This is a genomic window from Pseudomonas sp. S3_A03 (genome assembly GCF_054668275.1).
Genome location: NZ_CP162753.1, coordinates 4,018,954 through 4,038,831, shown reverse-complemented (window position 1 = coordinate 4,038,831; position 19,878 = coordinate 4,018,954). Strand labels below are relative to the sequence as shown.

Sequence of the window (19,878 nt, the reverse complement as noted above, 5' to 3'; positions counted from 1 at the left end):
ACCATGTGTGGAATTGTTGGCGCAGTTGCCGAACGTAACGTTACCGCCATCCTGATCGAAGGCCTCAAGCGCCTGGAATACCGCGGCTATGACAGCGCCGGCGTAGCCGTCTTCACCAATGCCGGCAAGCTTGAACGCGTGCGGCGCCCAGGTAAGGTCAGTGAGTTGGACCAGGCCCTGGCCGGCGAGCCGCTGGTTGGCCGCCTGGGCATTGCCCACACCCGCTGGGCAACCCACGGCGCCCCGTGTGAACGTAACGCCCACCCGCACTTCTCCGGTGACCTGGCGGTGGTGCACAACGGCATCATCGAAAACCACGAAGCGCTGCGCGAACAACTCAAAAGCCTGGGCTACGTGTTCACCTCCGACACCGACACCGAAGTCATCGCCCACCTGCTCAACCACAAGCTCAAGGAGCACAGCGACCTGACCACCGCGCTCAAGGCTACAGTCAAGGAACTGCATGGCGCCTACGGCCTGGCCGTAATCAGCGCCAGCCAACCTGACCGTGTGGTTGCCGCTCGCAGTGGCAGCCCGCTGGTGATCGGCCTGGGCCTGGGGGAAAACTTCCTTGCCTCCGACCAACTGGCCCTGCGCCAGGTTACTGACCGCTTCATGTACCTGGAAGAAGGCGATATCGCCGACATTCGCCGCGAAAGCGTGCAGATCTGGGACGTGAACGGCAACTCCGTCGAGCGCGAAGCCGTGCAATACCGCGACGGCGCCGAAGCGGCCGACAAAGGCGAATACCGCCACTTCATGCTCAAGGAAATCCACGAGCAACCGGCCGTGGTGCAACGCACCCTGGAAGGTCGTCTGGGTGACAAGCAAGTGCTGGTCAACGCGTTCGGCCCACAAGCCGCCGAGTTGTTCGCCAAAGTGCGCAATGTGCAGATCGTCGCTTGTGGCACCAGCTACCACGCCGGCATGGTTGCCCGTTACTGGCTGGAAGAACTGGCCGGCATCCCGTGCCAGGTCGAAGTGGCCAGCGAGTTCCGCTACCGCAAAGTGGTGGTGCAGCCCGATACCCTGTTCGTGACCATCTCCCAGTCCGGCGAAACCGCCGACACCCTGGCCGCCCTGCGTAATGCCAAAGAGCTGGGCTTCCTCGCCAGCCTGGCGATCTGCAACGTCAGCATCAGCTCATTGGTGCGTGAGTCAGACCTGACCCTGCTGACCCAGGCCGGTCGCGAAATCGGCGTGGCCTCTACCAAAGCCTTCACTACCCAACTGGTGGGCCTGCTGCTGTTGACCCTGTCCCTGGGCCAAGTGCGCGGTACCCTGGCCGACGGCGTCGAAGCCACCCTGGTGGAAGAACTGCGCCGCCTGCCGACCCGCCTGGGCGAAGCCCTGGCCATGGACAGCGTTGTGGAAAAAGTCGCCGAGTTGTTCGCCGACAAAAACCACACCCTGTTCCTCGGCCGTGGCGCGCAATACCCGGTGGCGATGGAAGGTTCCCTCAAGCTCAAGGAAATCTCTTACATTCACGCCGAAGCCTACCCGGCCGGTGAGCTCAAACACGGCCCATTGGCCCTGGTGGATGACGACATGCCGGTGGTCACCGTCGCGCCGAACAACGAACTGCTGGAAAAGCTCAAATCCAACCTGCAGGAAGTGCGCGCACGTGGCGGCCAACTGGTGGTCTTCGCTGACGAGAAGGCCGGCATGACTAATGGCGAAGGTACCCACGTCATCAACATGCCGCATATCAACGACACCCTGTCGCCGATCCTCTACACCATCCCGCTGCAGTTGTTGTCGTACTACGTGGCGGTGTTGAAGGGCACCGACGTCGACCAGCCGCGCAACCTGGCCAAGTCGGTGACCGTGGAATAACCCGCCCTGCGCCTGGAGGCCCCGTTGGATCTCCAGGCGCCCACGCAAGGATGCGACAGTGATGACACCTGTCTTTTCCCAACTCGGCGAGCGTTTGCACAATCGCCGATTTGCGGTCAGCCACAATACCCACGGGCTATCCGGCGCCGGCACGGTGTTTCACTACCGGGTCGAGGGTGACGCTATTTCCAGTACCTACCAGGGCGGTCGAATTCGCTTGGGCACGCAAGTCGGACGCGTAACAGGCGCCGATACCATCGAGCTGCTTTTCCAGTGCCTGACGCTGGACGGTGAACTGCTGTCCGGTTGGTCGCGCGGCACAGTGGCTGTGGATAAGTCTGGGCGCACTACCCTGAGTTTTGTTTGGGGGTGGTTGTCGGGTGCGGTGGGGGGAGGGGAGTCCGATTATCGTGAACTGGTTGAGTAGCCTCCCCGGCTCACCAGCCTTCCAAAGGTATTGAGGCACTCAAGGCACAAACTCCACCCTCAACCCGCGACTCGCAGTGCGCCCCTGATCATCGCTCACCCGCAACCGATACTCCCCGGACTTGCCCGGCCGCCAGTTCAGTGTGGCTTGCGGCGGGCCCTGGCCGATCAAGGTTTGATCAGCAAACCAATACAGCGTCGCCGCATCGCTGGCCGCATTCGCGTTCAGCGGGATGCTTTCCTGGGGCTGGGACAGGCGCAACTGATAACTCACTTGAGTCAGCGGTGAGCGGATCTGCGGCGCCTCGCTCTGGTCGCTGATGCGGTTGGGCCGGCAATTTTTCATCACGTTCGGCGGCGTGCGACGAGGCAGGCCGGCGGCGCGGTACAGGCGTTGCACGTCGCTGGGCCAGAATTCGAAGATTTCTTCGCGGGTGTACTGCGGGTCGAACGGCGGGCAGGCGGCCTTGCCGGTGCGGGTGTCGATCAGCACCGGGCGATGCAGGTTGGACACGCGAATCGGTGAGACGCCAGGGATGTACCAAGTCTTGCGGGTTTGCGGGCACCAGCGATTGGGTAGCTCGCCCGACGCCGCGCAGACGTCGATGCGCACCAGACCGGCGGGTGGTTTATCGGCTTTGATCGCCACCGTCGGCAAGGCCAGCGGCAGGGCGTCAGCGATGCGAAAGAACAGCGGCGCGGCGGTCTTGGCGCCGATAAACGCCGGGTTCGGCCGGCCATCGAAGTTGCCCACCCACACCACCAGCACGTAGGGGCCGACCAGGCCGGCGCTCCACGCATCGTGAAAGCCCCACGAGGTGCCGGTTTTCCATGCGGTGCGCCACTGTCGGGCGGGCAGGCCATCCGGGCGCGGGTTGCGGCGCAGCATGTCGCGCACCATAAAGGCTGCCTGGGGCGTGAGCAGTTGCGCACCGGTGGCCTGCGGTTGCTCCTGCAAGTAGCGCAATGGCCGCAGGTGCCCGTCGCCAGCCAGCATCACATACAGCCGCGCCAGTTCCTCCGGGGTCATCTCGCCGCCGCCAAGCGCCAGGGCCAGGCCGTAATGGCTTTCGTCGCGCAGGCCCTTGATACCGGCGCGTTGCAGCAACCCATACAGCGAAGGCGATTTAACCTGGCTGGCCAGCCACACCGCCGGGATATTGCGACTACGGATCAAGGCATCTCGCGCGGTCAGCGGCCCGACAAAACTGCCGTCGAAGTTTTCCGGTTGGAAGTAGCCGAAGTTACTCGGCAAGTCCTTAAGGATACTCATGGGGTGAATCACCCCCTGGTCCAGCGCCAGCCCATAGAGAAACGGCTTGAGCGTCGACCCTGGCGAGCGGCGCGACAGCACGCCATTCACTTGCCCGTGGATGCCTGTGGATAAGTAATCCGCCGAACCCACCAGGGCCTTGACGCTCTGGTCGCGGCTGTCGATCAGGATCGCCGTGGCGTTTTCCACGCCGGTGCTGCGCCGCTCGGCAATAAAGCCGGTGATCAGGCGTTCGAGCAACTGCTGCAAGGGCAGGTTAAGGGTGCTATTCAATTCATTGCCGGCCTGGGACGCCAACAGTTGTTCGCTCAGGTGCGGCGCCAGAAACGGGATCTGCTGGCGGTTGCGCGCCTCCAGCGGCAAGTCCAGCAAACTGTCATTGCGCGGGTCGTGTGGATAAGTTTCGCGCCAGTCATTCATCAGGCGCAGCCGCGCGGTTTGCAGCGAGGGGCCGAAGCGCGCGCGCCGCCCCGGCTGTTGTGGGATAACCGCCAATGCCAAGGCTTCGGACAACGACAACTGCGCCGACGATTTGCCAAAGTAGATGCGGCTCGCCGCCTCGGCGCCTTCGATATTGCCGCCCATGGGGGCCAGGTTCAGGTAGGCCTCAAGAATGTCGTGCTTGCTGTAGCGCGCCTCCAGCCACAGCGCCAACGCCATCTGCTGCACTTTGCCGGGGATCTGGCGGGTGTTCAGGTCCCACAGGCGTCGTGCCAGTTGCATGCTCAAGGTCGAGCCGCCCTGGCGTTGGCCGCCGCTGTAAGTGGCCGTGGCCGCACGCAGCAACGCCGCAGGATTGACCCCTGGGTGCCAGTAGAAATTGCGGTCTTCCTTGAGGAGCAACGCCTCGACCAATGTCGGCGAAATCCGCTCCAGCGGTAGCCACAGGCGGTATTGGCCGTCATCCGCGAGGGTCATGCGCAACAGCGAGCCATCGTCAGCCAGCACCACCCTGGAGGAGGTGACGGCTTGCTCCAGCGGCGCATGGGGCCACCACCGCAACCCCGCCAGCACCGCCGCTGCTGCCAGCAGCGGTGTCAGACGTTTAAGGCTTGGTAATTTCAAGCTGGCCTACTTTGCCGCGCCCTTGCAGGGTGGTTTCGTACATGCCTTCGGCGTAGGCCGGTGGCGTATTGAACGTGCCGGCGTTGGTAGCACGTACGCGGTAAACGAAAGTACCTACATCGCGCAGCGCGGTGCCGTACAGCACCACCCGATCATCACGTACATCCACGTAGTCCGGCTGCCAGTTGCTCAGCTCGGTTTCACCGATTGGCGCTTGCCAGGTGTCGGCTTCTTCTTCGCTGGCTTGCACGTACTCGGATTCCTCGCCTTCGCTTTCCTCGCTGCTGTCGGCTTGCGGGTCCGGCTCCGGCGGCAAGTTATACACAGGCTCGACGCCACCGGGCAGCAGGTCGACGACCGCCACTTGCTGCACCTGGTCACGGTCGGTAGCGCGCAGGCGCAGACGTACCAGGAACTCATCGCCCACCGCGACTTTGCTTACCGGCTCGCCTTTGAGGTCGAGGTATTCGTGGATGATTTCCAGGCCGTTGTTGATGGCCTTGAGCTTGGCGCCTTTATCAAAACCGGCTTCGCTGAGCATGTAGAACGCCGCCGGGCCGTCGGATTTTTCCATCACCAGCTTTTGCGTGGTGCCCGGTACGGCGGCTCGCGGCGGCTGGCCGGCCATTTCCAGCAGTTGTTGCTGCTTGTCGCCCAACCAGGCGGTGGCCTTGAGGGTCATGTCGCTTTGCGCGCGCTGGCCGTAGTTGTCCAGGGCACGCAGCAGCAGGGCCGCCGACAGCGAGTTGTAGCGTTGCTCGTTGAGACGTTTGCCAAGCTTGTCCAGCAGCGCCGTGGGCACATCGTCCAGCAACTCAGGGAAGTGGCGCGCCAACAGGTGCAAGTGTTCGGCATCGTGTACCAGCGGGTCGTAGTACAGGCCGTCGCTGTCCCACTTATCCACAAGCGAACGCCACGGGATTTTGCGGAACAAGGAGTCGGCCTGGCGATCCTGCTTGAGCAGCTTGTAGCTGGCGGCCAGGTAAGCGGCGCCCAGGTCGTTCTGCCAGCTGTCTTTGAAGTAGCTTTCGTAGCGTTCGCGGATATCGCTCAAGGCGCCGCTTACCAGAATCCCCTGACGGCTCAGCAGGTAACTGGCGTAGGCACGGTTACGCAATTCCGACAGGCCTTCGCTGGGGCCATTGGCCAGGTCCGTCAGATAGGTATTGGCGCGTACCAACACATCTTCCGGTACCGGCAGCCCGCGTTCCCTGGCTTCGATCAGGAAGTCGGTGGCGTACAGGCTGGCGTAGGGCGCCACGTCCGGGTTGGCGGCCCACAAACCGAAACCGCCGGCCTGGTTCTGGCGTTGGCGCAGCATGCGCACCGCGCCGGCGAAGGCCTGTTCGGCCTCGGGTGCGGTGCCGCCCCAGATCAACGCCGGCATGGCCTTGGACACCAATTGTTCGGTGCACGCGTAGCCATAGTCATCCAGGTAATGCTTGAGGCCGTTGGCCCATACCAGCGGCGAAGCGGCCACGCCCAACTGCACGTCGCGCAGTTGGCTGAACAGCTCACGCGTCGGTTTAAGCTCTTTGCTGGCGCTATCGAAACGGCCCAGGCTCAGGGCCACGCGGTGTTCGCTCAAGGGGCGGATCGAGGTGGTTTCCGCCACCTGGATGCGCTTGCCGCCCGGCAATACCGCGATAAATCGCAGGTCTGCCGAGCCGAGGGTGTCGCCGACCTTGATCTTGAACTCGGCAGTGCCTTCCTTGCGCGGTTGCAGCGACAGGGTGCTGCCCTTGTCGCCCTGCACCACCAGGCCGGCGCTGGTCTGCACTTCGAACTTCACATCCGCCGCCGCGTCGAGGTTACTGAACACCCCGGCGCTGACGTTGAACACGTCCCCCGGCGCGACGAAGGCCGGTACGTTTGGCGTGATCACGATGGGCCCGCGCACGTCGGTCGTGGCCTCGCTGACGCCCACGCTGTCGGTATCCACCGCCACCGCAAACAGGCGCAATTTGCCGTTGAAGCTGTCCGGCACCTCGTAATGCAGAGTGGTTTCGCCGGCCGGTAAGTCCACCAGCCCGGACCACCACGCCACTGGCGGCTTATGTTTGCGTTTGAACGGGTTTAGATGATTGGCCAGTGCGCCGTCGGTATCACCGCCGGGCGCCGCCCCACTGAGCAGGCGGGAAAATTCCGGCAGGATCAGGTCAAGAATCTGGCTGGTGCCTACTTCCAGCGCACGTTTCTGGAAGAAGAAGCCCAACGGGTCCGGCGTCTGGTAGCGCGCCACCTGCAAAATGCCCTCGTCCACGGCATACACCACCGCACGGCCCGGACGGTCGGCATTGACCTTGATATCCAGGGTCTGCCCCGGCTCGACCTTCGCCGGGCCTTCGACCTTCAGCGCCATGCGCCGCGCATCCAGGTTGATGCTGAAGGGCACCACGCCGTAGGACAGCGGGCTCATGTAAACCTCGGACGAGCCGATGTCGCGCACGAATTGCACGTTGACGTAGGCATTGCCCTCAAGCCCTGCCGGCACGCGGATATGCTGCACGCTGTTGGTGCTGTCGGCCTTGAACCACTGCTGGGTGTAGACCTTGTCCCGCTCGATGGTGATCAAGCCCGCGCCGGTGTACGGCGCGCGAATGCTGATGGCGATCTCGTCACCGCTGGCGTAGCTGCGTTTATCCAGGCGCAATTGCAGCTCGGCGTTGCGCTCCAGCGAACGCGAGGTGTTGCCGCGCCCGGCCACGCTGTAATCGATCTGGTTGAGCAGGTTGCCGTTGGCATCCTTCAGTTGCAGGGTGAAATCCCCCGGCGTGCCGGTGTTCAGGCTCTGCCTGGCGCCGTCTTTGGTCATCACCAGCGGCGTAGCCGGTTGGCTGATGTTCTTGATGCGCGACTCGTACTTGTAGGTGCCATTGGACTGTTTCACCAGTACCGACACATAACGGTGCTCGACCACTTCGCTGGTCAGGCCTTCCACCGCCAGCGGTGTCAGGTCCGGCGCTACAGCCAGCCAGTGCACTTGGCGCGGGGCGTCCTTGGCGACGTACGACAGTGAATCCTGACTTTTCACACCCACCAGGTAGGGCGCGGACGACACCAGTAACGCACTTTGCGCCGCCACGTTACGCCCACCTTCGGCCTCGAACACCTGAGTCATCACTTGCAGGCGATAAGTGCTGTTGGCGAAGCGTTGCAGGTTGAGGTCGAGCACGGCCTGGCCGTTATCGTCGACAGTGGTTTCAGCCAAGTCTTCAGTGCTGGCGTCTTCCAGGGAGTCGTTGAGGCGGAAGCGGTAATCGGGGTAGCGCTCGAAGGCCGCGAGGGTCGGGCTCAGGGCCATCTTCGCTGTGACGCGGCGGCCTGTCGCCGGGGCGCCGAACAGGTGCATCGCAGTGACTTTGGCCACCACCTGGTCCGGCGGGATCCAGCCTTGCACCGGTGTGTCGTGCAGGCTCAGGCTGACCTTCATGCGGTCCGGCTCGAAATCGCGGACCTTGAAGCTGACACTGCCCAGGTCGGTACGGGTCTGCTTCTGGCCAATCAACTGCAAGGTCGCGGTGTATTCCCCGGCGGGGCTGACTTCGCTGCTCGGGAAATCAAAGGTCTCAAAACCGCTGGCCGACAATTTCAGCGGTTGGCGAATGACCTCCAGGCCGCGCGGATCAGTGATTTGCAGCTCCACCGGCAGGCCTTGCAAGGCGCCTTTCCAGTTGCCGCTGCGCACGATCATGCCCAAATGCGCGGTTTCGCCGGGCCGGTACAGGCCACGGTCGCTGAACAGGTAGGCACTGAGACGATCAATCGCGCCGTCTTCTTCCAAACCGCCTACATCGAAGCGCGACAAATCCAGCTGTTGGGACTGACGGGCAATCGGCAGGAACGACTGGTCATTACCGCGACTGACCACATACATCAGCGGCGTTTTCTCACGGCGCAGTTCATCCAGTTTGGCGAAATGCACATGGCCTTCGCCGTCAGTGTGCCCACTGCTCACCGGCAAACCGTTACGACCAATGATGTCGACCTGTGCGTCGGCCACCGGCGAACCGTTGCCGATGGACTGCACATACACGTCGTGGCTGCCGTCACTGGAGCGTTTGGCGATGATGCCCAGGTCAGTCACCACGATAAACCGCAGGTCGCTGGTGCTGCTGCGGTTGTAGTCGAATGTGCGTTCGGCCGGTTCATCCTGGGGGCTGAGCTTAAGCACGAAAATACCGCGCCGGCCGCCGTTGGCGGTGAGGTAGTGGCTCAGGTCCACGTTGTCGTAGACGGTTTTGGCTGGGTCGTTGGACGACAGCGGGATGTCCAACGTCTGACGCTCGACCATGCGATCGAAGTATTCGTTACCGAAGTTGGGCCGGGCAAAGCTGCCGCTGCTCTGGTCCACCAGGTGTTGTAACTGGTTGGGCAACAGGCGGGCGATTTCCACGTGGGCGCCGGGCACACCACGGGCCATGAAGCCCAGGCGTTTTTCGCCGTTGAGGCTGAGCAATGCGCCGTCAGACAAGAACTGCAACGTGCGCGGATATGCCGGCATGCTCACCAGCGACGCCGTAGGATTCTTCGCCAGATACCCGCCGATGGCTTCCAGGTTGGCGGGCACGCGCACATACAGCGCGCGGCCTGCCGGTGCCTTGAATTTGAAGGCGTGCAGGGTGTTCAGCGGTTCGACGCTGGGCACGTGGGTCAGCGTGACCTTGGTGCTGCGGGCCAGCAGCGCGTCGTCGATCTCGTTGGTGTTATAGGGGCGGGTGTCGTCCTGGGCTTTTTCCGGCAACAGCCAGGCTTGCACCTTACCGGCGATGGTCTCATCGGCCACGGCGCTGGAGCTGCTGAACATCAGCACCGGCTCGGGCTCGCCGCGCTCGTTGTCCACGAAGCTGACTTCGGCGCCAGTAAAGGTCAGGCGATAGCGGCCGGGCACGGTAACTTCGGCTACCAACGGTGCGGTGCTGGCATTGCCACCGTCACGCGCCTTGATGCCCTCATCGAGCCTGGCGCTGACCGGGGTGCTTTCCAGCGGCGTGGCCAGGGCGGCGGAGCGTACGTAGGCGTTGAGTTTTTTCTCGTCGAAGGTGATTTCCGCACGGTTGGGCAACTGGGCGTCGCGGTAGGCCAAGCCTTTGCCGAGGCTGACCGTTACGCGTTTGCGTAGGTTGTCTTCATCTACCGGGTGGGAAAAATGGAAGGTCGCCACCAGCTGTTTCAGCGTTGGATTGGACGGGTCCTGGTACAGCTCGTTTTGCGCCAGGGTGGCGCGGAACGGCTGGGTGGAAAATTGCGCACTGTATTGGTCGAGCAAGACGCCGTCGGCGAGCAGGTTTTTCTTTGCCAGGTCCAGGGTGTAATGCGCGTCGACAGGCCAGTCTTTGTCCGGCACGAACAACAGGCTGCGGTCATCCGCCCAGCGCCAGGTGCCGGCAACCTCGGGTTTGAGGGTAATGCCCTCGGTCACCGGTTTGCCGATGGCCGCCAGTGGCGCCACGGACTCGCCGAAACGCACCTGCAAGTTATCCACAACCGGCGTTGGCTGGGTGTAGTCGGTCAGGTTCGGTTTGTGCAGCGAATAACTCGCGGTGTGCGGTTGCGGCAGGTTGGAATACCAGTGCCAGCCGTAGAAACCCGCAGCGGCGAGCAGCACCAGGCCGAGCACTCCGGCACCGGTCTGGCGCGGATAAGCCCCCAGGGTCGCCATGCCACGGCCGACGGCGCGCAGCCACTTTGGCGGCTGCCACTGTCCGAAAACGGCCCTCCCCACGGTCAAAAACACACCGACAACACGACGGCTGATGGCTTTGAGCGAATCGAACATGGCGAGCATCCCTGGCTAAGTGCGGCGTATCTTACACGCGTCTTTGCTACAAAAGATGTCGCCGATACTTCCTGGTGTCGGGGGAGTCGGATTTTCTGTTGCAGGTGGTGGTGCCGGATCTGCGCGGGTATGAGCGGTTTGTGACCGGCAGTTTGTTGAAGCTGCCGGGGGGCGCGACATTCGCAGCAATTTTGCGATTCAGACGGTGAAAACCCCAGGTCCGATGCCGCTGGGGCATCTACCGGGACAAATGCTCTTGTAGTGAGCGGGCTTGCCCAGGGCAAGCCCCTCCCACATTTTGATCTTCATTGGGTTTTGGGGCGGTGTGGGTCAGGTCCACCAGTACCGCACCAGATGAAAGAAAATCGGCGCCGCAAAACACACCGAATCCAGGCGATCCAGCATGCCGCCGTGCCCTTCGATCATATGGCCCCAGTCCTTCACGCCCCGGTCGCGCTTGATCGCCGACATCACAATGCCACCGGCAAACCCCAGCAGGTTGATCAACAGCGCAATCAAAAACGACTGCCATGGGTTGAACGGCGTGGTCCACCACAGCGCGGCGCCGATGAGGGATGACAGCAAAATCCCGCCGACAAAGCCTTCCACGGTTTTAGAGGGCGACAGGTTGGGCGCGATCTTGTGTTTGCCGAACAGCTTGCCGCACACGTATTGCAGCACGTCCGACAGCTGCACCACGATCACCAGATAGGCGATCAGCAGCAGGTTGCGCCCTTCGTAGCCGGGAATGTCCAGTGTCAGCAGCGCCGGCACGAACGACACGCAGAACACCGCGATCATCAGGCCCCATTGCACCTTGGAGGCGCGCTCCAGGAAGTGCGTGCTGTCGCCGCCCAGCGAGGCGAGGATGGGCAGCAGCAAAAACACGTACACCGGGATGAAGATCGAGAACAGCCCGTACCAATCGGAATAGATCAGCAAGTATTGCAGCGGCAGGGCCAGATAGAACGCGGCCACCAGTGCCGGGTAGTCGCTGCGGCGCGTGGGGGTGAGGGTGAGAAATTCGCGCAGGGCGTAGAACGACACCGCGTAGAACAACAGGATCACCGCGCCGGTGCCGAGCCAGAAGGCGATGCCGATCACCACCACCATGACCCACCAGGCGTTGATGCGTGCGTTGAGGTTGTCGATCACCGCGTTCGGCGTGCCACGGGTGCGCAGTTTGAGGATCAGGCCGATCAGCGAGGCCAGCACCAGGATCGCGCCGATCCCGCCGAACAACATCAGGGTTTGGCTATCCATGTCAGGAATGCTCCGGGGCAAGGGCGAGCAGGGCGTCGCGGGTGCGGGCGAGAAACAGCGCCTTGTCTTCACCGTCTGTCAGTTGCAGTGGCGCGCCGAAGCTGGTGGTGCATAACAACGGCAGCGGCAGTACGCGGCCCTTGGGCATGACGCGGTTGAGGTTGGCGATCCACACCGGGATCAGCTCCGCCTGTGGGTAACTTTTGGCCAAGTGATACAAACCGCTTTTGAACGGCAGCAAGCCGTCTTCCAGATTGCGCGTGCCTTCGGGAAAGATGATCAGCGAATCGCCCCCTTCCAACGCGGCGAGCATCGGTTGCAGTGGGTTATCCACAGGCTCTTTGCGCTCGCGATCGATCAGCACGCCATTGAACACGCGGTTGATGATGTAGCGGCGCAGCGCGCTTTTGTTCCAGTAATCGCTGCCGGCCACCGGGCGTGTGAATTTGCGCAGGTTTTGCGGCAGCGAGGCCCACAGCAGTACGAAGTCGCCGTGGCTACTGTGGTTGGCGAAGTAGATACGTTGCACCGGCACTGGCGCGCAACCCAGCCACAGGCTGCGAGCACCCGTGACAGTGCGGGCCATGGAGGTAATCAGCGTGGCAACCACAGGTTCGAACATGGGGGGTTCCTTATCCGGCGAAAGGCAGCCAAGGGCTGGCGAGGATCATGCCCAGGGTCAGCAGCGCTTGCGCACCGAGCAGCCAGGCTTGTTTGCGCAGCAGTTTGAGGGCGCCGCGACGACGCTCGGCCCAAGGCCGGCCGGCACGTTTGGGCGATTGCAGGCCGAGGGTCTGCAGGGCTTGGTCGAGGTCGGCGGTACGCCCGGTGTCACGCGCCAGCAGGGCGAACAGGTCGGCATCGAAAGCCACCCGCAGCGCCCAGTATTTTTGCAGCAGCCCGAGGATGATCATCCACAGGCTGAGCAGCAGGCAAATAGGCGTAATACTCGGCATCAGCAATTGCGCCAGGCCGAATAACACGCCGGCGACAGTGAGGCCTGTGGATAACTGATCCAGCGCGCGACCACGCCGCAGCAGGCTGGCAACCACTTGCAGTTCCATATCAGCGGGCATGGGGCAAACCCTCCAGTGCTTCACGGTGAGCGGGATGCAAGACCACGTTGGCCCGCGCTGTACGAATGATAGCCAGCGCCTGTTCCACCGTCGGGGCACGCCCGCTGTGTAGCAGCCAGGCGGCGACGGCGGTGGCGCTGCGCGAGTAGCCGAGGGCGCAGCACACCAGCAACGGGCCGCTTGCGCGCAAGCGTTCGATGGCCTCGGCCGCGTGCCGGCATTCGGCTGAAGTCGGTGCGATCAAGTCCAGCACGGGAATACATTGATACGCCCGGGCCTGTGGATTAATCGGCAGTTCGGCGCAGAGGTCGACGATAGCGCTGAATGAACCCTGCTCTTTAGAGGTAGGAATTCGCCCAAGCCAAACGTTATCCACAATCAGATCGGGCTGTGGATGCCTGTGCGTCCACAGCCGTGAATTGATCCACGCGGCCGCCAGGTAAGGTGCATATAGCCAGCGCGCGGCGGGCGTGAGCCGGCCATCGGCACGCTTTTGGAAGCCTGCCGCGCCGAGCACGCAGTAATTGGCCATGACCAGGCCGAGTGACGTCGCCGGCCACAGCAACCACAACCACCCCCCACGCAGGCTGAGCGCCAGAAGGGCCAACGCCAGCGCGCCTATCCCGTAGCGCATACCCAGCCGCCAGCGCTTCGGGTCGCGGCTGAGTCGCGCATTCAGCAGCGGGCTCGGGTGTTCCACCGGCCACAACCACACGCACAGCCAACCGGCGAGGGCACCTGTGGGTAAGTCGATAAAGTGGTGTTGATAAGTGGTCAGTACCGAAATACCGATCAGCGCGAACCAGCCGTGCACCAGCCAACGCCAGACCCCTTGGCTGTGGCGTTGGAACATGACCCATAGAATCACCAGCAACGCGATATGCAGCGACGGCGCCTGGTTGAACGGCTTATCGAAGCCCGCCAGCACCGCAAACAGCCAGCCAAACACGCCATCGAGCTCCGGCCGTTCGAACGTGAAACGCAGCGGCCAGATCAGGAAGCAGCTCACCGCAATCACCTGCGCGCTGAGCAGGCGCAATGCATGTTGCTTGAGTTCGTGGCGAGTGTTGGGCAGCAGCAGGGAGAAACCGTAGAGCAGGTCAATGGACCAATAGGGCACGATGGTCCACGCCCAAAATGGCATATGGGTTTCCCAGCCGAACACCAGCGTGCCCACGTCGCTGCGCTGGCTGGTAACCCAGGTGGCAAAGCCGTAGGTGCTGAAGAACAGCGGCGCCAACAGCAGCAGCCACAAGACTGCGGGTTTTAATAGACCGGCTTCGCGCATGCTCAGATCTTCTGTGCCAGGGACACGGTAAAGATGCCCCACTCATCCACGCGCTGGGTGATTTTGCGGAAACCGGCGGCCTCTACCAGTTGATCCATTTCCGCCTGGCTGCGTCGGCGCATTACCCAGGCCTGGCCCTGGCGATGGCTGGTAAGGGCGCGCGCGATCAGCTCCAGCTGCGGATGCCACGGTTGGCCGGTGTACACCAGATAGCCACCCGGTTCGACGGCTTCGGCCAGGCCGGCCAGCGAACCGCCAACCATGCCGTTGTCGGCAAACAGTTCATACAGCCCGGACACCACGGCCAGCGTCGGCTTGGGGTCCAGGGCGGCCAAGTCCAGGCGGTCGAACGCATCGCCTTTGACGAACTGCGCGATGTCCCCCAGGCCCTTCTCACGAATCAACGCGCCACCGTCGCGCACGTTGATGTCGCTGTAGTCACGCAACAGAATCGACTCCGGCAGCGGCGACACGCCCTGCAAGGCTTCCAGGATGTAACGCCCGTGGCCGGCGGCGATGTCGACGATACGCACTTCACGCTCATCCGCGCGCAGCTTGGCCATGGCCAGGCGCAGCAGTTCTTCGACGTTCAGCTTGCGCTGGCGAATGCCGCGCCAGCCGATGGAGTTGAGGTAGTTGGTGTCGATCATCCGCCCCAGCCTGCCCTTGCCGGTGGGCGTGTTGCGGTAGACGTAGTCCAGGGTACTGCCGGAGTCGAAGCCGGTGTCGAAGCCCAGTTTCACGCCGTCCGACAGGTTCTTGCCCAGGCCCATGCTGGCGCGGGTCATGCGCCAGTACAGGTCGCGCAGGGAATTGCGCGGCAGCGGCGCGGCGAGGGATTCGGATTCGGCGCAGGTGGCGCCGAGTTTGTCGGCGTCCAGCAGCGAGGCGCGGTCCAGCGGGTGCTCGAAATTCTGCAGGATAAAGCGTCGGGCGCTGCTCACGGCCACCGCACGGTCGCGTTCGCCGAGGGTGTCGTGGAAGAAGCCGGGGAGGACGTGCAGTTCTTTTTTCAGGCTGCCGAGGCGATCGAAAAATTGCTGCTGGGGTTTGCGGTGCACCACAAAATCCGAACCGGAGACGAGCAATTGGGTCGGCACCTGGATCGCCTGGGCATCGGCCACCACTCGGTCGGCGGCTTCGTACAGGCCCAGCAGCACATTTACCGAAATCGCCTTGGTGATCAGCGGGTCGCTGTCGTAGGACGCCACGCGCTCGGGGTCATGGCTGAGGAACTTGGCCTTGACGTAGCTGTTGACGAAAAAATTGCCGCGAAACTTGCGCATCAGCGCCAGGCCCGGGCGAGCGAAGGGCACGTACAGCTTGACCTTGAACGCCGGGGAGGCAAGCACCAGCGCGCGGATCCTGGGGGCGTAATCGTGCACCCAGGTGGCCGCGATGACCGCGCCCACGCTTTGCGCGATCACTGCGAAGTTTTCTTCCTCGATGCCATACGTGGCGCCGATATGGTCGCAGAAGGTCTGCACGTCGCGGGCGCTGGTGGCGAAGCTGGGGCTGTCACCGCGCTCGCCGGGGGACTGGCCATGGCCGCGCGCGTCCCAGGCGAAGAAGTCGAATTGCGGCAGGTTCAGTTCATCGACCAGGTGGGCGATACGCCCCGAGTGCTCATGGCCGCGATGGAACAGCACAATGGCTTGGCGTGGCGCGCCGTCCGCTGAGGCGGTGGCTGGCCAGTGCCGATAGAAAAGCTCGACGCCATCATGGGTACTGAAGGTGTGCTGCTGCTGTTCGCGCATCGCAAAATCCTTATGCAGAAGGGGAAATGGAGTGTTCTTCTTTGAGACCCTGACGCACCCGGTTGACCAGGGTGTAGGCGAGCAGGGCCGCGACCAGCCACATCACCGTGTCGACCCAGCCGGCGCCGAGCCAGCCCAGCGCGACGCCGGTGGCCAGCACGCCGAGTACAAAGGCCCGATCACTCTTGCCCATCGGCCCGTCGTAGCGTCGCGAAGCGCCGACCATGGGCCCGAGCACGCCGGCGTATTCGCTGAATACCGCGAGCAGCGCCACCAGCAGCACCGGCGCCAGGCTTACCCCGGGGATCAGCGCAAACGGCAGGATCAGCGCGCTGTCGGCGATCACGTCACACAGTTCATTGAGGTAGGCGCCCAGGCGTGACTGCTGGCCGAACTCCCGGGCGAGCATACCGTCGATGGCGTTGAGGGCCATGCGCAGGATCATCCACAGCGGGATCAGCGCAAACAGCCACACATGCTGGGCGAAGCTGGCGATCAGCAGGCCCACCAGCAGCGAAACCACGCCGGCCAGCACCGTGATCTGGTTGGCGGTGGTGCCGTTGTCATACAGACGCTGCACGAGGGGCCGCAGCAGGTTTTGAAAACGCGGTTTGAGCTGATAGATCGAAATCATGGGGAGGTGACGCTTCCTTGTCCGTGGGCCCGCGAAAAACTGGTTGGGAGTGTGCCGATTAAACGCAGCATGCACCAGTGATGGCTCGTGTTTATGGGGGGTTAATCACGATTTCGAACGCGCACGGGAGCAAATGTGGGAGCAACTGTCTTGATGACCCTAACTTTGGCATCGCTTTTTAAGACAGCCAAGCTCCCACAGCTTCAAGCCGTGTGACCTTCAACCACATATCGCTACCGATTCAGGCAGCGTGTTCTTTCCATTCGGCTCTATAACGCAGCATCGCGTTCAGCCTGACTAACAAAACACGCATGCATGCGATTAGCGCAACTTTTGCGCGTTTGCCTTTGTCGCGCAGTGCTTTATAGCGGGCTTGGAATTCAGGCTGTTCCCGGATGACAACCCAGCAGGCCATGTAGAGCGAGCGACGCACGGAAAACCTCCCGCCGCTAATGTGACGCGCACCTTGGTGTTTCCCACTGTCGTTGTTATACGGAGCGAGGCCCGCTAGCGCCGTGATCGGACGCCTGCCAATCTCGCCCAGCTCCGGCAGATATGCCATTAGGCTAGCCGCCGTAATGAGCCCGATGCCCTTAACTGAGCACAGGCGTTCGACCTTTTCGCGGTCTAGCCTGTTGGCGGTTTCGCGAATCAGCTGCTCTATCGCGTTCACAGCCTTGCTCAAGTAGTCGATATGGCTCTGCAACGCCGGTTTTACTACGTCGCAGGAGGCTGTTTTCAGGCGCCTTCTGTCATCGTCCCTCTGCTGAACAAAGTTCTCTCGCTGCTGGACTAACGCGCGCAACTCGTCATGTTCCGGGCTGGTGATTCGGCTGCTTGGTGAGTCGAGAACCGCTGCGAACTGCGCAAGAGACTTTGCGTCTATCGGGTCGGTTTTAGCGTGTTGCCCCATCGCCCTGGAAAAACTCTTGGCCCGACGGGGATTGACGCAGATGACATTAAGGCCCGCAGCCTGAAGCGCCTTCATGACTTTGCGCTCATAACCGCCAGTAGCCTCCAACACCACGCGTCCGACCTGGTGAAGCAATAGCCACCCAATCAACCCAGGGAAATCTTCTTCGGCGTTAGCGCAATTTACCCCAACGTCAACCTGATGAACTCGAGCTTCAAGGCTGTCCTTGGAAACATCAATGCCTGCTGGATAGGAAAACATAGCCAAACCCTCTTACACTAAAAGTGAGAGCGCTCTGGCTTGGCCCACGCTTGTAACTGTTCGAGGTGGGCTCGTTCAACTGTTCGGGCTCATGTCCAGAGCGGAGAAGTGAGTGGCAGCATGGGCTCCCACACGTGCTTTAAGCACTTCGGGCATTCAGCTTGCCACTCACCCTCTCACTCTCAGCTTAATCCCGTATCAAGACACAAGGGGGCTTGCTCCCGCTCGCGGTGGGTCAGTCACTACAGGCCTGGCCGACATACCGCCATCGGGAGCAAGCCCCCTCCCACAGGGGATCTGTGGTGTATTCAACGAACAAAAATTTCACGCCCCGTGTTATATCGTAACGAACTGTGTGTGAGCGGGCGTTAAGTCGATGCAAGTGGATTTAGAAGCTGACGGCGCTTCGGTGGAAGGCCTTCCGCGTTTTCAGCAGGGGTTGTTCCATGCCCGTCGATTGCGCCAGGCCGGTGCCAGCCTGACGGTGCTGGCCGTCGGCGGTTGGGTGTTGGCGTTGTTTGTCGCGTTGTTTGCCCCGTTGTCGATCTGGCCGGTGGTGTTGATCAACTGTGCGTCGGCATTGCTGGTGCTGGTGGCGGGGGTTGCAGTCGGCCTGGTGGGTGGCGGACTGGCGCGCCCAGGCGTTGGAAGAACCGACGGTTGAGCTGATCCCTGCGCCGGCTGAAGACCCTGGCGTCTATGCACGCCTGGTCGGTCGTCTGGGCAGTGGCTTGCTGGCGCAGATCGGCACGCCGGTGTTGTGGCTCGCGGGTTGGTCGCTGCTGGCGCTGATCAGCATTATCGAATTCTGGAACCTGGCGCTGCCGGCCGCGGTGGTCGGCCAGTCCGCCAGCGTTGGCGCTGCGCTGGCGTTGGCATTGGCGTTTGGCTTGCTGGTATTTGAGCGGCGCCTGGCCCAGGAAACCGCCGCGCAATGGCCGGAAGCTTCGCAATTGGCCCAGTTGAGCCGCGTGGCGATTATCTGTCTGCTGGTCAGCGCGGTTTGCCTGCTGTTTGCCGGTGCCGAATCGGTGTGGCCGTTGCGCCTGGCGGTGCTGATCGGCCTGCTGCCGGCGCTGGTGGCGGTGGAGTTTCTGCTGAGGGGCGCGTTGTCGCTGTTCAGCCCGCGCCAACCGCGCCTCGAACCGCGTCTGATGGCGCAGAGTTTTATCGCCGGGCTGCTGCGCTGGCCGCCACAGCCGCTGCTGGCGTTGCAGCATGAATTGCACAATCGCTTCGGCATCGACCTGCGTCAGATCTGGGCCTTTACCTACATGCGCCGCGCATTTTTGCCGGTGCTGCTGGTAGTGCTCGCGGTGGGATGGGCGCTGACCGGCGTGCATGAAGTGCCGCTGCAAGGCCGTGGGATCTATGAGCGCTTTGGCAAACCCGTGCAGGTGTTCGGCCCGGGCTTGCATGCCGGTTTGCCGTGGCCGCTGGGCCGCGTGATCAGCGTGGAAAACGGCGTGGTGCATGAACTGGCTACCAGCGTCAGCGAAGCCGCCGCGCCTGAGCTGGCCCCGGCCGAAGGCCCGCCGCCCGCCATCGCCAACCGCTTGTGGGACGCCAGCCATGTGAATGACAAGTCCCAGGTGATCGCCAGCAGCCGTGGCGACAAGCAGGGCTTCCAGATCGTCAATATGGACGTGCGTTTCGTCTACCGCATCGGCCTGACCGACCAGGCCGCGCTGGCCGCGACCTATCACAGCGCGAATGTGCCGAGCCTGATTCGCAGCACCGCCAGCCGCATCCTGGTGCATGACTTCGCCTCGCGCACCCTCGACGAATTGCTCGGTGAGCAGCGCACCCTCCTGGCTGACGAAATCGGCCGCGCCGTGCAGGCCGACCTGCAAAAGCTCGACAGCGGCGTGGAAATTCTCGCCACCGTGGTGGAGGCCATCCACCCTCCGGCCGGTGCCGCGAATGCCTACCACGGCGTGCAAGCCGCGCAGATCGGCGCCCAGGCGCTGATCGCCCGCGAGCGCGGCGCCGCCAGTGAGCACACCAACCAGGCGCTGCTGCAAGCCAGTACCGCCCGCGACCGGGCCCTGGCCACCGCGCGTGAAGTGAATGCTGGCGCCCAGGCGGCGAATCTGCGCTTTGCCGCCGAACAAAAAGCCTACGCCAGCGCGGGCCAAGCCTTCGTGCTGGAGCAATACCTTGGCCAACTGAGCCAAGGCCTGGCCAATGCCAAGCTGCTGATTCTGGATCACCGCCTGGGCGCCGACGGCGCACCGACAATCGATCTGCGTTCTTTTACCTTGCCGGCCGACCCTTCGGTGCCGCGTAAAGCCGTTCAATAAGGAG

The 19,878-nt window shown here is 62.7% G+C and carries 11 protein-coding genes and 2 pseudogenes; 4 read left to right on the top strand and 9 right to left on the bottom strand.

The features are described from left to right. The first annotated feature begins 3 nt into the window (after positions 1–3). Positions 4–1,836, top strand: a complete 1,833-nt coding sequence (glmS, locus tag AB4O25_RS18515; RefSeq protein ID WP_460149852.1) for a glutamine--fructose-6-phosphate transaminase (isomerizing) — start codon at positions 4–6, stop codon at positions 1,834–1,836. A 61-nt stretch (positions 1,837–1,897) separates the two neighbouring features. Beyond that, a complete protein-coding gene (locus AB4O25_RS18510) occupies positions 1,898–2,263 on the top strand; it encodes a hypothetical protein (protein WP_017528664.1) in 366 nt (121 codons plus the stop codon). 39 nt (positions 2,264–2,302) lie between these two features. Here the strand turns inward: AB4O25_RS18510 and pbpC are convergent, their stop codons facing one another. Beyond that, complete coding sequence (gene pbpC, locus AB4O25_RS18505) at positions 2,303–4,600, bottom strand: penicillin-binding protein 1C (RefSeq protein ID WP_460149851.1); 2,298 nt, start codon at positions 4,598–4,600, stop codon at positions 2,303–2,305. Beyond that, positions 4,581–10,379 carry an alpha-2-macroglobulin gene (locus AB4O25_RS18500; RefSeq protein ID WP_460149850.1) on the bottom strand — a complete coding sequence of 1,933 codons (5,799 nt, stop codon included), beginning with the start codon at positions 10,377–10,379 and terminating at the stop codon, positions 4,581–4,583. Before AB4O25_RS18500 ends, pbpC begins: the two co-directional genes overlap by 20 nt. A gap of 71 nt (positions 10,380–10,450) precedes the next feature. On the opposite strand from AB4O25_RS18500, the pseudogene AB4O25_RS18495 reads away from it, so the two are divergent. Further along, positions 10,451–10,641, top strand: a pseudogene (locus AB4O25_RS18495) (Lrp/AsnC ligand binding domain-containing protein); the annotation flags it as partial. A 68-nt stretch (positions 10,642–10,709) separates the two neighbouring features. Here AB4O25_RS18495 and AB4O25_RS18490 read toward each other — a convergent pair. The 7 genes from AB4O25_RS18490 to AB4O25_RS18460 all read right to left on the bottom strand — a co-directional run bounded on the left by AB4O25_RS18490 (position 10,710) and on the right by AB4O25_RS18460 (position 17,571). Next, positions 10,710–11,642: a phosphatidate cytidylyltransferase gene (locus tag AB4O25_RS18490; protein WP_017528659.1), complete on the bottom strand. Its 933-nt coding sequence runs from the start codon at positions 11,640–11,642 to the stop codon at positions 10,710–10,712. 1 nt (position 11,643) lies between these two features. After that, positions 11,644–12,264, bottom strand: coding sequence for a lysophospholipid acyltransferase family protein (locus AB4O25_RS18485; RefSeq protein ID WP_017528658.1), 621 nt, complete (start codon positions 12,262–12,264; stop codon positions 11,644–11,646). Between the two features lie 10 nt (positions 12,265–12,274). Beyond that, positions 12,275–12,718 carry a hypothetical protein gene (locus AB4O25_RS18480; RefSeq protein ID WP_065879221.1) on the bottom strand — a complete coding sequence of 148 codons (444 nt, stop codon included), beginning with the start codon at positions 12,716–12,718 and terminating at the stop codon, positions 12,275–12,277. Then, positions 12,708–14,006 (bottom strand): phosphatase PAP2/dual specificity phosphatase family protein, encoded by a 1,299-nt coding sequence (locus AB4O25_RS18475; protein ID WP_460149849.1) that lies wholly within the window; start codon positions 14,004–14,006, stop codon positions 12,708–12,710. The genes AB4O25_RS18480 and AB4O25_RS18475 overlap by 11 nt, the downstream gene beginning before the upstream one ends. A 2-nt stretch (positions 14,007–14,008) precedes the next feature. Then, positions 14,009–15,763: a bifunctional alpha/beta hydrolase/class I SAM-dependent methyltransferase gene (locus AB4O25_RS18470; protein WP_017528655.1), complete on the bottom strand. Its 1,755-nt coding sequence runs from the start codon at positions 15,761–15,763 to the stop codon at positions 14,009–14,011. Between the two features lie 10 nt (positions 15,764–15,773). Continuing rightward, entirely contained in the window at positions 15,774–16,397 is a 624-nt protein-coding gene (locus tag AB4O25_RS18465) for a CDP-alcohol phosphatidyltransferase family protein (RefSeq protein ID WP_017528654.1), read from the bottom strand. A 241-nt stretch (positions 16,398–16,638) separates the two neighbouring features. After that, positions 16,639–17,571, bottom strand: a complete 933-nt coding sequence (locus AB4O25_RS18460; protein ID WP_068931592.1) for an IS110 family transposase — start codon at positions 17,569–17,571, stop codon at positions 16,639–16,641. Between the two features lie 376 nt (positions 17,572–17,947). Between AB4O25_RS18460 and hflK the strand changes: the two are divergent. Continuing rightward, positions 17,948–19,874: pseudogene (hflK, locus tag AB4O25_RS18455) on the top strand (protease modulator HflK). The last annotated feature ends 4 nt before the right edge of the window (positions 19,875–19,878 follow it).